General features: G+C 64.9%; 14 protein-coding genes. 5 read left to right on the top strand and 9 right to left on the bottom strand.

What is annotated here, in order from left to right; all coding sequences use genetic code 11:
- Window positions 1–16 precede the first annotated feature (16 nt).
- The 5 genes from FJ471_RS12570 to rpmB all read right to left on the bottom strand — a co-directional run bounded on the left by FJ471_RS12570 (window position 17) and on the right by rpmB (window position 4,681).
- Window positions 17–826 (bottom strand): hypothetical protein, encoded by an 810-nt coding sequence (locus tag FJ471_RS12570; protein WP_140803475.1) that lies wholly within the window; start codon window positions 824–826, stop codon window positions 17–19.
- Between the two features lie 224 nt (window positions 827–1,050).
- Window positions 1,051–2,826, bottom strand: a complete 1,776-nt coding sequence (locus FJ471_RS12565; protein ID WP_140803474.1) for a GtrA family protein — start codon at window positions 2,824–2,826, stop codon at window positions 1,051–1,053.
- Window positions 2,827–2,909: 83 nt separating this feature from the next.
- Window positions 2,910–3,584 (bottom strand): hypothetical protein, encoded by a 675-nt coding sequence (locus tag FJ471_RS12560; protein WP_140803473.1) that lies wholly within the window; start codon window positions 3,582–3,584, stop codon window positions 2,910–2,912.
- Between the two features lie 8 nt (window positions 3,585–3,592).
- Window positions 3,593–4,273, bottom strand: coding sequence for a queuosine precursor transporter (locus FJ471_RS12555; RefSeq protein ID WP_140803472.1), 681 nt, complete (start codon window positions 4,271–4,273; stop codon window positions 3,593–3,595).
- A 111-nt stretch (window positions 4,274–4,384) separates the two neighbouring features.
- Complete coding sequence (gene rpmB / locus FJ471_RS12550) at window positions 4,385–4,681, bottom strand: 50S ribosomal protein L28 (RefSeq protein ID WP_027167505.1); 297 nt, start codon at window positions 4,679–4,681, stop codon at window positions 4,385–4,387.
- A gap of 257 nt (window positions 4,682–4,938) precedes the next feature.
- Between rpmB and FJ471_RS12545 the strand changes: the two genes are divergently transcribed.
- Genes FJ471_RS12545 through FJ471_RS12535 form a run of 3 tightly spaced genes read left to right on the top strand, consistent with a single transcriptional unit; the run spans window position 4,939 to window position 7,332 of the window.
- Entirely contained in the window at window positions 4,939–5,733 is a 795-nt protein-coding gene (locus FJ471_RS12545) for a DUF3108 domain-containing protein (RefSeq protein WP_140803471.1), read from the top strand.
- A 34-nt stretch (window positions 5,734–5,767) separates the two neighbouring features.
- A complete protein-coding gene (locus FJ471_RS12540; RefSeq protein ID WP_140803470.1) occupies window positions 5,768–6,655 on the top strand; it encodes a DMT family transporter in 888 nt (295 codons plus the stop codon).
- Window positions 6,652–7,332, top strand: a complete 681-nt coding sequence (locus FJ471_RS12535; protein ID WP_140803469.1) for a lysoplasmalogenase family protein — start codon at window positions 6,652–6,654, stop codon at window positions 7,330–7,332. The genes FJ471_RS12540 and FJ471_RS12535 overlap by 4 nt, the downstream gene beginning before the upstream one ends.
- On the opposite strand, the gene FJ471_RS12530 is transcribed toward FJ471_RS12535, so the two are convergent.
- Both FJ471_RS12530 and gloB read right to left on the bottom strand, forming a co-directional pair.
- Window positions 7,329–7,757, bottom strand: a complete 429-nt coding sequence (locus FJ471_RS12530; protein ID WP_140803468.1) for a cupin domain-containing protein — start codon at window positions 7,755–7,757, stop codon at window positions 7,329–7,331. The genes FJ471_RS12535 and FJ471_RS12530 overlap by 4 nt on opposite strands.
- 23 nt (window positions 7,758–7,780) lie before the next feature.
- Window positions 7,781–8,548, bottom strand: coding sequence for a hydroxyacylglutathione hydrolase (gene gloB / locus FJ471_RS12525; RefSeq protein ID WP_140803467.1), 768 nt, complete (start codon window positions 8,546–8,548; stop codon window positions 7,781–7,783).
- Window positions 8,549–8,682: 134 nt separating this feature from the next.
- On the opposite strand from gloB, the gene FJ471_RS12520 reads away from it, so the two are divergent.
- Together FJ471_RS12520 and FJ471_RS12515 are read left to right on the top strand one after the other, a co-directional pair.
- On the top strand, window positions 8,683–9,438 hold the full coding sequence (locus FJ471_RS12520) for a methyltransferase domain-containing protein (RefSeq protein ID WP_140803466.1): 756 nt from the start codon (window positions 8,683–8,685) through the stop codon (window positions 9,436–9,438).
- Between the two features lie 128 nt (window positions 9,439–9,566).
- Complete coding sequence (locus FJ471_RS12515; protein ID WP_140803465.1) at window positions 9,567–11,408, top strand: ABC transporter ATP-binding protein/permease; 1,842 nt, start codon at window positions 9,567–9,569, stop codon at window positions 11,406–11,408.
- Between the two features lie 160 nt (window positions 11,409–11,568).
- Here the strand turns inward: FJ471_RS12515 and FJ471_RS12510 are convergent, their stop codons facing one another.
- Together FJ471_RS12510 and metW are read right to left on the bottom strand one after the other, a co-directional pair.
- Window positions 11,569–12,498: a glycosyltransferase family A protein gene (locus FJ471_RS12510; protein WP_140803464.1), complete on the bottom strand. Its 930-nt coding sequence runs from the start codon at window positions 12,496–12,498 to the stop codon at window positions 11,569–11,571.
- A 262-nt stretch (window positions 12,499–12,760) separates the two neighbouring features.
- Window positions 12,761–13,375, bottom strand: coding sequence for a methionine biosynthesis protein MetW (gene metW / locus FJ471_RS12505; protein WP_140803463.1), 615 nt, complete (start codon window positions 13,373–13,375; stop codon window positions 12,761–12,763).
- Between the last annotated feature and the right edge of the window lie 6 nt (window positions 13,376–13,381).

The raw sequence follows: 13,381 nt of genomic DNA, 5'->3' as shown, positions 1-13,381 counted from the left end.
GCGCCGCCGGCCGAGACTACCGGCCGACGTGACGGACCTCGTTCATCACGAAATTGGCCGCGCGCTTGCTGCGGTTGCGAATCTTGAGCGTCGCGGTGTTGTCGACGAAATAGGTGTGGAGGATGCTGTCGCGGGTGCGGACCTCCGGCCCGACGGTATCGACCGCGTGCCAGGTGTCGGTGCCGACCGCAAAGGCGTAGCCGGTGTTCGGGGAAAACGACATCCGGTGCGAATTCTCGAAACGCCCGTCCGCCTTGCGCTCGGCGAAGCGGGTGCCGATGTGGTTGATCGAGTCGTCCTCCGGCAGATAGAACTGGACCGTGATGCCCTTCCATTTCGTGTCGGTGTGGAAGCCGATCTTGTAGCCCGCCACGTCGCGCGTCAGCATCGGCACCGGATACATGCCGACCTTCATGAAGTCCGACCCGAACCGGCGCTCCAGGCCCGGAGCAAGGCGGCGCATGAACGCATCCTTCAGTTCCGGCGCGTGCAGCGCCTTGCCGACCAGAGACCAGACCGCCCGTTTTTCGCCAGGTAGATGGCGGATATATTCGGGGTAGAGGTCGATCTTGATCCGCGTCGCGGTGCCGTCGGCCTGAATGTTGACGTTGTTGCGCCCTTTGAGCGCGCGATATTCGCGCGCCTCGGGCATGGCGGTGCGCATGCGCAGATAGAGGTCCGCCGGAAAGACATCCGTCATTTCAAGATGCCAGAAAGGCTTTTCCACGAACGTGGCGCGGTCCACCGCTTCCACCATGTGGGAGACAACATGCTGCAGCGTCTGTTTGGCTGATGCTGGCGCCAACGCGCCGTCTATGGCCGACATGGATACCCTTTCCCCAATCCAAAGAACCCCGAATCCAAATTCCGTGAATACATATATCGCCGCCGGGGCGAAATGCTAACCAAAGCACAGGCTGGATTGCAATGATCCACCCGGCTGATGTCGATCGCGGTTCTCTAAATCAAGGGGTTACGCCGCATCAGCGCAAAGCAGGCGCGTTGCGGGGGGGCGCGATCGACGATGCTGGTATGGCCGCAGGCCGATATTCAACGAACCTTATAAATCTCGATCGGCTTTCCCGCCGTAGACTGGTCCAGTTCGAGCCATGCCGGCAGGTCGCCTCGCAGCAACGCCGCGGCAAGGCCCTTTGGCGCATCCTGCGCCAGCGATATCTCTTCGGTGTTGCCGCGGCAGATAGCGATCAGTCCGACATGCTCGCGCTCGATGACGGCGCGGGCGGCATCCGGCGTTCCCATGAACGCGTCGAGCATGGCCAAATTGCCGCCGATATTGCGGTGGTAAGGGCCGGCCAGCGCCCGGTGCCCGGTGAACATCAATATTCCCGAGCCGAGATTGGACGAAGCGAGCACCGTCGTCGCCGGCATGGCGGCAAGATCGTGGAAGTCGCCCGGGTTGCCGCAGGTCACGGCATGGTCGGGATCGGAATTGATCCGCTGCGGCGCCTTCTGGACCACGGACTGCGCCGCCACCGCGACCCCGGCCCAGGTCGCGTTGAGCGAGACCAGCCACGCTATGACGATGCCGGCGGAAAGGCGCCATGACGGCGCGGCGTCCGCCCGCAGGCGGATTTTCGCGATCCAGGCCGAGAGCGGCAATACGGCGAAGGCGACGGAGAAGGTCGAGCCGCGCACCTGCCAGAGGCTGACGCCGAAGGCGACGACGAGCAGGATGGCGGCGAGTGTCTCCTCGCGGCGCAGGCGGCGGGTTCGCAGTTGAAAGCCGATCAGCAGGATCGCGATGAAGGGCGTCACATAGCGCGCCGCCATCAGCTTCGGCTGGTGGATGGCGACGCTCCAGAAAGGCTGCGCTTCGACCACGTCGGCCAGCCAATAGGTGCGGATACGCTCGTCCATGCCCGCATAGGGCGATGCCAGGCATTGCGGGAAGAACACGACCGTGGCGACCGCGACCACCGCCGCCAGCACCAGCATTGAAAAGAGCCGCGCCCGTGCCGTCGATGCGGTCAAGGTAGCGGCAATCGCGAGGTCGAAGCCGGAAAGTGCTGCGACAGCAAACTGGAAGGACGAGAAGGCGTCGCATTGGGCCACGCCCCAGTCGGCCGGCCGGATGGTCGTCACGAAGACCAGCGAGGCGATGCCGGCAAATCCGAGGCCGAAGCCTCGTGCCGTGGCGCGCTCCTTGTCGTGGAGGATGAACAGGACGGCGGCGCAAATGCCGAGCACTGCGATATAGGGAGCGGTCTCCATGCCGACAGCCAGCGTCAGGCCGGCGCAAATGCCCGACAGAAGGGCAGCCGGCCGCCAGGAGGGCGCTTCCATCAGCAGCCAGAGGCCGGCCGCCGTCAGCAGCAGCTGGACATTGTGGTGATCGATCACGCCCGGGCTGTAGATCACCAGGAAGAAAAGGCCCGCTGTCGACAGGATGACCGCCGGCATCGCGACATTCGTGCCGGCGAAGCGCTGCGAGGCGCGCATCAGCACGAATATGGTCAGCCCGTAAAGCAAGGTCGGCCAGATGATCTGCGCGGCGCGTTCGGCGGTCGCGCGACTGGCGCCCAGCGCATCGAAGGCCATGATGATCAGCGCGAGCGGCGTGTCGACCAGCCGCGACCAGTGCATGACGAAGCCGCCCGAGGTGCCCATCCTGTATTGATGGAGGTCGAACCAGCTTTGGCCGCCGAGCAGGTCGCGGACCTCGACCAGCCGCAGCATGCTGTCATTGTCGGCGCCGTAGTTCGTCAGGGTGGGGAAGCCGGAAACCGCGTTGATCGTCAGCACCACCAGCGTGGCGCATAACGCAAGCAGGAGATCGTTTTTCCAACCAGTGCCTGGCACGGTCATGCTGGTTCGCAATGCCCTTGAGAGTTTTCGCGATCCTGCACCATCGGCCGTAACAAAGCGTAAAGCGGCGGCAGCAATCCGGATTACGGCGTTCTGGCTGCGATCCAGATCACATGGCGGGCGCCGCGCTTGCCGTTGGCCCGCGTGTTGATCTCCTCGACCGCGAAGCCGGCCTGTTTCAACCGCCGGGTGAAACGGCTGTCGGGCCCCTGCGACCAGATCGCCAGAACGCCACCCGGCTTCAATGCGGCGCGTGCGGCGGCCAGCCCGGCCGCGTCATAGAGCGTATCATTGCCCTTGTAGACGATGCCTTCAGGACCATTGTCGACGTTGAGCAGGATGGCGTCCCAGGCGGCATTCTCCGGCCTTATCAGTTGGCCGACATCGGCCTCGAGAATGGTGACGCGAGGATCGTCGAGGCAGCCGTCGAAGATCCCCGACATCGGTCCACGCGCCCAGGCGACGACCGCGGGAACCAGTTCGGCAACGGTGACGGCAGCATCGCCATCGAGCGCGGCGAGGGCGGCGCGCAAGGTGAAGCCCATGCCGAGCCCGCCGATGAGCAGCCTCGGCCGCTTGCGGCCAGCGATCCGCTCGCAGGAAAGCCTGGCGAGCGCTTCCTCGGAGCCGCTGAGGCGGCTGTTCATCAGCTCGTTGGTGCCGAGCATGATCGAGAACTCGGTGCCGCGCTGCTTCAGGCGAAGTTCCTGGCCGCCATGGGGCGTGCGAGCTGAATCAAGCTGAATCCAGGGAATCACGGTCTGGCCTACACCGCGACCGCCGGCTGGCTCCAGCGGGCGGCGAGCAGCCGGTAGGGGATCAGCGCCACGACGGCGATGATCAGCTTGACCGAAAGGTCGCCGAGCGCCCAGGACACCCAACGCATCGTCTCGACCGGCAGCACGCCCATCAGCGGCGCTGTCTCCAGCGCGAAGCTGTCATTGGGGCCAGCAAAGGCGAAGGCGGCGGAAAAGGCGACGCCGAAGAAGACGACGGTGTCGAATACCGAGCCGACCAGCGTGCCGACGATCGGCGCGCGCCACCAACTCTGCCGGCGCAGCCGGTTGAAGACGGTGACGTCGAGCAATTGCGCGGTGAGGAAGGCGGCGCCTGAAGCGGCCGCGATGCGCACCAGCCGGTCGGCGGCGGTCTCGAATTCGATCAATCCGTGACGGAACAGGAAGGGCGGGACCAGGATCGAGCAGATCACCGCCGTCATGAAGCCGACGAACACCACCTTGCGCGCCACGGCGGGGCCGTAGCGGCGGTTGGCGAGGTCGGTGACCAGGAAGGAGAAAGGATAGGTGAAGGCGCCCCAGGTCAGCACGTCGGCGAGCGCCAGGCCGCCGACCTGGCCTTGCATCGGGAACTGGACAAGGATGTTTGAGGCCACGACGACGAGCGCCATGGCGGCCACGAAGGGCAGATATCGCATCAGGAAGTTCATTTTTTTATCCTGGGTAATGGAACCAGCCGAGCGTCTTGCCGACGCTCGCTCTTATTCCGAGCGCCGGCAAGGCCGGTGCCCGAGGCGGTCGTCCCCCGCCTGAAAGCTGCTTTAAGCGGCCGGCTGCTCGGCAAGCTTCTTGGCGATCTGCTTCTTGAGCAGGCGCGCGCGCTGCGACAGTTCCTTGACGTCGGCCTTGGCCAGGAAGGCGTCGAGGCCACCGCGGTGCTCGACCGAACGCAGCGCGTTGGCCGAAATGCGCAGGCGAACGTTCTGGTTCAGCGCTTCGGAAATCAGCGTCACATTGACCAGGTTCGGCAGGAAGCGACGCTTGGTCTTGTTGTTGGCGTGGCTCACATTGTTGCCAGTCTGGACTGCCTTGGCAGTGAGTTCGCAGGTGCGGGACATTTGTCTAACCTTCAGTTTCTAAACCTGCCAAACCATACTGCCCGCGCCGGGCGGCGCGCGGTCTCGGTCAGGCGGCCTTTGGAAAAGTTGGCGTTCCATAGTGGCATTTCACCACTGCGTCAAGCTCCGGCACGTCGCCAGCCGTCAGCCACGTTCCATATAAAGGCCGGATTTCACACTATAAGCCCTTCGCGAAGGGATATGCCAGGCTGGAGCCCCTGCGTTCCGGCCGAACCGTCAGGGATTCTCCAGCCGCCATGCTCCGTCCATCTCATCATGCACTCGCCAGCCTGCTTGCCCTTGCCGTGCCGGCAACAAGCTTCGCCGCCACTGCACCGCAGTCCTTCAAGGGCGAATATACGGTGTCCTATCTCGGCCTTTCGATCGCCAGGGCGACCTTTTCCAGCCGCTACGAAGGCGACAACTATGCCATCGACGGCACCGTCTCGGCCGCCGGCCTCGGCAAGCTCTTCGACGACACGAAAGGCACGATTTCGTCGAAGGGCACCATTTCCGACAAGCGGATGACGCCGCGGGTGTTCAGGGCAGATTATACGTCCGGCAAGAAGGCCTCGATGGTCGACATCCGCTTCAACAACGGCGCGGTCACCTCCACGCAGGTCGTTCCCGCGCCGAAGAAGCGCGATCCCAAGAGCTGGGTGCCGCTCGGCGACAGCGACCTGAAATCGGTGCTCGATCCGATGGCGGCGACCGTCATCCATGCCGACAGCCTGGACAAGGTCTGCGGACGCACGGTCAAATTCTATGACGGCGAGATGCGCGCCGACCTGACCTTGACCTATGCGTCCAAGGGCTCGATCTCCGTGCCCGGCTACAAGGGCGACACGGTGACCTGCAAGATGGGCTTCGAACCGGTCGCGGGCTATCGCAAGGGCCGCAAAGCGCTGAATTTCCTCAAGAACAAGAGCCGCATGCTGGTGACGTTTGCACCGGTCGGCCAATCCGGCGTATATGCGCCGATCCGCGCCACGGTCGGGACCCAGATCGGTCCGCTGACCATCAGCGCGGGACGGTTCGAAGCGGTAAATTAGGTCAGGCGCCGCCGCGCGCCGTCGGGGGGCAGGCATGGCGCGCGCAACACTGATCGGGTTCTCGGCGGTCGCCATGTGGGCGCTGCTGGCGCTGCTAACCGATGCCTCGGGCCAGGTGCCGCCGTTCCTGCTGTCGGCCATCACCTTCGCCATCGGCACCTGCGTTGGTCTCGCGGCGCGATTGGTGATGCCGGCTCCCGACAGGAGCCAGAAAATCCCTCGCCAAGTCTGGGTGATCGGCATTGCCGGCCTGTTCGGCTACCACTTCTTCTACTTCACGGCGCTGCGCAACGCGCCGGCGGTCGAGGCGAGCCTGATCGCCTATCTGTGGCCGCTGCTGATCGTGCTCGGCTCGGCGCTGATGCCGGGCGAGCGGCTTGCCTGGAACCATGTCGTCGGCGCGCTGCTCGGCCTTGCCGGTACGTTCCTGATCGTCACTAAGGGCGGCGCACTCGCCTTCGACGCGCGTTACGCCTTCGGCTACGCCATGGCCGCCGTCTGCGCGCTTCTGTGGTCGTCCTACTCGCTCCTGTCGCGGCGCTTCCCGTCGGTGCCGACCTCGATCGTCACCTGGTTCTGCGCGGCGACGTCGGTGCTTTCGCTGGCCTGCCATCTTCTGCTTGAGAAGACGGTGCTGCCGAACGGCCCTGGCCAGTGGCTGGCCGTCGTCGGGCTCGGCCTGATGCCGGTGGGCGCGGCCTTCTATGCCTGGGACATCGGCGTCAAGCGCGGCAACATCCAGGTGCTGGGCGCCGCGAGCTATGCCGCGCCGCTGTTGTCGACGCTGGTGCTGATCGCCGCCGGCGTCGCCGAGCCGTCGCTGCGCATCCTCGCCGCCTGCGTGCTCATCACCGGCGGCGCCGCTCTGGCGGCGAAGTCGCTGCTGATGCGCAAGCCGGCGGCAAAAGAGGCCAACGCATGATGCCTTTCCCCGGCGGCGTCGAGGCCAACGCCAACGCAACGCTTTTGTTCTCGTTCGTCGCGGCCGTGATCTACGCCTTTGCGCTGGACATGCCGCCGAAATGGACGCGCACGGCGGCAAAGACGCTTGCGGTCGCCCTGCTGGCCGTGCTCGCCGCCATGCAAGGCGGTCCGCTGCTGCTCGTGGCGGCGCTGGGCTTGAGCGCCGTCGGCGACGCCTTCCTGTCGCGCGACGGCGAAAAGGCCTTTCTCGGCGGACTGGCGAGCTTTTTCGCCGGCCACATCGCCTATGTCGCGCTGTTTTTACAGGCGGGCGGCGGGCTCGGCCTGTTGAGCGCCGAATCCTGGCGGGGCGCGCTCGCGCTCGCCATGGCCGCGTTCAGCATCGTCATGCTTGCCGCGCTCTGGCGCCGCGTCGGCCCGCAACTGCGCGCTCCGGTCGCCGTCTATGTCGCGGCGATCCTCGCAATGGGCATTTCGGCGCTCACGACGAACTATCCCTGGGTGATCGCCGGCGCGGTGCTGTTCATCGCCTCGGACGGGCTGCTGGCGACCGAGCGCTTCCTGCTCGCGGCGATCTCGCCGCATCGCCTGTGGATGCGCTACACGGTCTGGGTGCTTTACTACGCCGCCCAACTGGCGATCACGCTCGGATTTTTGTTGGGCATAGCCGGTTAGGACGGCTGCCAGCCCGGCTCGGCCAACTCGAAGGCGGCGAAATCGAAGCCCGGCGCCACGGTGCAGCCGACCAGCGTCCATTCGCCGAGGCTGCGCGCCGACTGCCACCAGCCGGGGGGCACCACGATCTGCGGCCGTTCGCCCGCGGCAAGCGTGGCGCCCAGCACCTGCTCGATGACCGCGCCTGCGCCTTCCCCATGCATCGACAGCGCCAGCGGCGCGCCGGCATAAAAGTGCCAGACCTCGGCCGCGTCTTTCACCCGATGCCAGGCTGACAGTTGGCCCTGCTCGAGCAGGAAGTAGATCGCGGTCGAATGACCGCGCGGGCCGCCCGCGGCGTCGCGAAAGGTCTCGGCGTACCAGCCACCTTCGGGATGCGGGCGAAGGCCTAGCGTTGCGATAATCTCGGCGGCGCTGGTGGTCATTCGCATCCTTTATCTTGATGCTATCAGAAATTGTCCTTGCGCTTGCGGATCTCGGCGAACACCTCGGCGTCCGAGGCTTTCTCCATGCCAAGATGCTTGCGGATCGCCGGGTCGTGCCAGCGCAGGAACGGGTTGGTCGACAATTCCTCGCCGATGGTGGTCGGCAGCGTCGGCTTGTTGTCGGCGCGCAGCGCCTCGATCCTTGCCGCGCGCTGCTTCAGAACCGGGTTGGCCGGATCGACCGTCACCGCGAAGCGGGCATTGGCCAAAGTGTATTCGTGGCCGCAATAGATGGCGGTTTCCGCCGGCAGCGCCGCCAGCTTCTTCAGCGATTCATACATGACCGGCGGCTTGCATTCGAACAGGCGGCCGCAACCCAGCGCAAACAGCGTGTCGGCGGTGAAAGCCACCTTCGAGGCCGGCAAGTGGTAGGAGATGTGGCCGGCGGTGTGGCCGGGCGTCTCGATGACCTCGATCCTTTCCTCGCCAAGGCGCACGACCGAGCCCTGTTTCACCGTCTCATCGATGCCGGGGATCTTCGCCTTCTCGGCTTCCGGGCCGAGGATGCGCAACTTGAAGCGTTCCTTCAGCGCCAGATTGGCTTCGACATGGTCGGCATGGTGGTGCGTGGTGAGGATCAATGTCGGCGTCCAGCCGGTGCGCTTGACCGCCGCCAGGATCGGCGCCTCTTCCGGCGCGTCGATGATCGCCGTCTGCCCGCTTTTGGGATCATGGACCAGCACGCCGAAATTGTCGGTGCGGCACATGAACTGCTCGATTTCGACCGGCATCGCATGTCTCCATTCGTCGTCGCAGACATAGGGCGGCCGACCGCCGATGTCATCCTGGTTTGTCGGACCTGGCGCCTTTGTCGAACTTTCCGCCTTTGTTGAACTTGGGCCCCGTCGCGGCTACCGTCCCGCGCATGCATTCGGATATCGTCGACCTGCGTTCCTTCTACTCGACCACGCTCGGGCGCCTTGCCGAGCGTTCGATCACCATGGCGCTGTCGTCCATATGGGCAACCGTTCCCAACGAACGGCTGGTCGGCCTCGGCTACACGCTGCCATGGCTGGAACGCTTCGGCACCGATGCCGAGCGGGTCTTTGCCTTCATGCCGGCGACGCAGGGCGCGGTGGTGTGGCCGGCGGCCGGGCCGACCGCGACGGCGCTGGTGTTCGACGAGGAGCTGCCGCTGGTCGATTCCTGCATCGACCGCGTGCTTTTGGTGCACTCGCTCGAACATGCCGAAAACCCGCGCGAGACGCTGAACGAGATCTGGCGCGTGCTGTCGCCGGCGGGCAGGGTCGTCATCGTCGTGCCCAACCGGCGCGGCGTCTGGGCGCGGTTCGAGCACACGCCCTTCGGCAATGGCCGGCCGTTCTCGCGCGGCCAGCTGACCGAGTTGCTGCGCGAGGCGAATTTCACCCCGGCGACGTGGAGCGACGCGCTGTTCTTCCCGCCATCGCCACGGCGTTTCATGATGCGCTTCCACAACGTGCTGGAGAAGGCCGGCCGGCGGTTCTGGCCGATCTTTTCCGGCGTCATCGTCGTCGAGGCGCAGAAGCGGCTCTATCAGGGCGTGCCGGTCGCGCAGCGCGCCTCGCGCCGTGTCTTCGTGCCGGTCTTCTCGCCACAGGGCGCGACGCGGCTTGGCCGGCATGCGCGCCCTGCCAAGTGACGCGTTCGTGATCGCTACCGCGCCTTGCATCGCTCGGCGATCGTCACCCTATCTGAGGCAAGCGTGATCTAAGGCAAGCGCGACCAGCGCGGCGTTCGTGACCGCTGCGGAAACCAGGAATATCCTTCATGGACAACCAGACCGATAAAAAGCCTGGCCCAAAAAAGGCCGCCGTCTCGGTCGAGGCGAGCAGCCTCGCCGACCAGGTGGCGACGATCAAGCAGGGGCTGAAATCCTCGCCGGTGCGCAGGCAGCTTGCCTGGGTCTCTATCGGCATCGTCGCGGTCATCATCGCAACCTCGATCGGACAGGTCCTGCTCAACCGCTGGAACCAGCCTTTCTACGATGCGCTGGCGCGGCGCGACATGGCTGATTTCCTGCACCAGCTTGTGGTCTTCGCGATGATCGCCGGCGGGCTTCTGGTGCTCAATATCGGCCAGACCTGGCTCAATCAGATGATCCGCTTGCGGCTGCGCGAGGCGTTGACGCTTGACCTGATCGATCAATGGATGCGCCCGGCGCGTGCCTTCCGGCTGGCCAATGCGGGCGCCATCGGCGTCAATCCCGACCAGCGCATGCAGCAGGATGCGGCTCACCTGTCGGACCTGTCGACGGATCTCGGAGTCGGCCTGCTGCAGTCCTTCATCCTGCTTGTCTCCTTCATCGGCGTGCTGTGGGAGCTGTCTTCCGGCTTCGTGTTCCACGTCGGCGGCTATTCGCTGGCGATACCGGGCTACATGGTCTGGGCCGCGTTCATCTATGCCGGCATCGCCTCCTGGCTGAGCTGGCTGGTCGGACGTCCGCTGATCAGCCTCAACAGCGAGCGCTACACCCGCGAAGCCGAGCTGCGCTCCTCCATGGTGCGGATCAACGAGAATGTCGACGCGATCGCGCTCTATCACGGCGAGCCCGATGCCAAGCGGCGGCTCGAAATCGATCTTGGCACGGTGCTGGGCGCCATGCGGCGCATCTTCACCGCGCAGATCAACCTGTCCTGGGTGACCGACACCTATGGCTGGATAACGGTGGTAGCGCCCATCCTGGTGGCTTCGCCGGTCTATTTCTCGGGCGACATCTCGTTCGGCGGGCTGATGATGGCGGTCGGCGCCTTCAACCAGGTCCATTCGTCGCTGCGCTGGTTCATCAACAACATCGGCAGCATCGCCGACTGGCGCGCGACCCTGATGCGCGTGGCGGACTTCCGCATAGCGCTCACCGAGACCGATGCGCTGCACGACACGGAAAAACGCATCCAATTCGGAGAGAACGCCAATGGCAGCCTGACCTTCGACAAACTTCAGGTGTCTTCGCCGGAAGGCTGCACCAAGCTTGCCCAGACCGATGTCGAAATCCACTCCGGCGAGCGCGTCATGATCACCGGCGAGCCGGGCGCGGGCAAGACATTGTTCTTCCGCGCCATTGCCGGCCTGTGGCCATGGGGGAGCGGCCGGATCGGCCTGCCGGCCGGCGAGACCCCCATCTTCGTGCCGCGCGTGCCCTATTTCCCGGCCGGCACGTTGCGCGAGGTTCTCGACCATCCGAATGGCGAGGCTCCGGCCAGCGATGCCGAGATCGAGGCGGTGCTCGCCGAGGTCGGCCTCGACCGGCTGGCAGCCGCCCTCGACCATCCCGGGCGCTGGGAACGCGAGCTCGGCGATGACGAACAACGGGCGCTGGCTTTCGCCAGGCTCGCCCTGCGCAAGCCGAAATGGGTGATCATCGACGAAGCGCTCGACGCGTTCGACGGGCCGTCCCTAAGGCGCGTGCTGGCCATGCTGCAGAAACGCCTGCCCGAAACCGCGATCATCAATATCGGGCGCGGTCAGCACAACAACCAGTTCTTCCCGCGCTCGCTGAACATCGTGAAGGATTCCGGGGCCCAGGCACTGAAACCCGCGCGCGTTCGGGCAGGGGCGATCGAGCCGCCGCCTCCGGCGGCGCGCCGCAAGAAGGAATCAACGGAAGCCTAAAGCGCGTCGCGCTGAAACGGATTCAGGCGACGCGCTTTAAGCCTTTGTTTTGATGCATGTCGTTGTCCCAGAACCGCTGCGCACTTCTGGGCGACATGCATTAAGATAATTTCAGGAAAAGCGCGGGCGGCCTTCTGTCCACGATCGCCTCACGAAACGATCAGACCGCCCGGGCGCCGTATTTGGCGCGGAACTCGTCGTAGCAGTCGCGGCGCCAGCGGCGGCCGACGACATAGCCGCGCAAGAGTTCGGCCGGCGAGTAGCCGAGCGACTTGGACGACCGGTTGGCGTGGTAGCCCGAAAATGCCTGCGGCAACCTGCCCTTGAGGATATCGGCGATGATCTGCCGCGCGATCATGTAAGGCGGAACGTCGGGATAGCGGTCGGCGATATAAGGATGCTTGTCGATCAGATTGGCGTAGGCCTCGACATAGCCGTCGCGGCGGCCGGAGATCGAATTCTCCGAATTGTATTTCTTCCAGTCGATGTCCTCGGACAGCAAGGCGCCGCTGCGTTGGGCAAAGCGCAGCAGCAGTTCGCGGTCCTGCATGCGCGTCACGTCGCTGTCGTAGCCGCCGATCGCGAGCAACGACTCGAGCCTCGCCGTGATTGCCGAGCCGGCAATGAAGATGGTCTGCGAGACCAGGGCGCGCTGCAGTGTGCCCTTGTCGAGGAAGGCTTCGCGATTGATGCATTTGGTGCTGCGGCCGCCCTTCAGCGACAGGAAGGAACTGATCAGCACTTCGAGCGAAGGCTTCTCGTCGAAGCGCGCCAGCGTCCGCTCCAGCCGGTCCGGCAGATAGACATCGTCCGAATCAAGAAACGTCACGACCGGCGCCCGCGCGCGCTCGATGCCCGCATTGCGCGCAGCATTGGCGCCGCGCCATTTGGCGCCGACGTAAATCAGCCTCGGGTCGCGAATTTCGGCCAGCGCGGCAGCCGTGCCGTCGGTCGAACCGTCGTCGACCACGATATGCTCGAAGTGGGTAAGTGTCTGCGCCAGAACGCTTTCCACCGCGCGCACGACCTGGCTACGCCGGTTGTGGGTCGGCGTGATCACTGAGATCAGCGGAACGTCCTGGTTCGACATCGGGCTGCCACCGCCGGTCGGATCTGGTGTTTGTCGGATGGGTCCGATGGCGATCTTCGTTCCCACCTCTGATTTGCGGCAAACGCTACAAAAAAGCCCCGCTTGTGTCACGCCATGCCGGCCCAGAAATGCCGAAATTGGTGGCTTTTCTGCAACATTGCGGTTTGATGGCAACACATCGGCGTTCCGGCCGGCGTGACGGGCCGCCGGCCAGAGGACAGCGGCAAGAACCATACGCTTGTGGAACTCGGCCTCCGCGGCATCAGCGCCTCAGCAAAAACACCGCCTGCTGGCCGAAGAAGTTCCAGAACCACCAGGGCATAGACAGGCCGATCTTCTGGCCGTTGGCGTCGAGCGCGGTCGCTTTCTCGACGGTCGCGCCGAGCTCCTCGCACAGGTTGACGAAGTCGCGGATGGTGCAGAAGTGGATGTTGGGCGTGTCGTACCAGGAATAAGGCAGGTCCTTGGTGACCGGCATCCTGCCCTTGACCAGCAGTGAAAAGCGCACGCGCCAATGGCCGAAATTGGGGAAGGAGACGATGGCGCGGTTGCCGATCCTGAGCAGCTCGTCGAGCACGATCTTCGGGTTGCGGGTCGCCTGCAGCGTCTGCGACAGCACGACGAAGTCGAAGCCCTTGTCGGCGTAGAATTTCAGATCCGTGTCGGCGTCGCCCTGGATAACCGATAGCCCGCGCGCCACGCATTCGTTGACGCCGCGCTGCGACAGTTCCAGACCGCGGCCGTCGACCTGCTTGGTCTCCTGCAGGAGTTCCAGAAGCACGCCGTCGCCCGAGCCGACGTCGAGGACGCGCGAATTGGCCGGGATCAGGTCGGTGACGACGTCGAGGTCGACACGCTGGGCGCGATTGACGGTCATGGCTTC

It is taken from the genome of Mesorhizobium sp. B2-7-1 (genome assembly GCF_006440735.1).
Taxonomy (GTDB): Bacteria; Pseudomonadota; Alphaproteobacteria; order Rhizobiales; family Rhizobiaceae; genus Mesorhizobium.
This window is presented reverse-complemented; position numbering and strand designations above follow the sequence as displayed.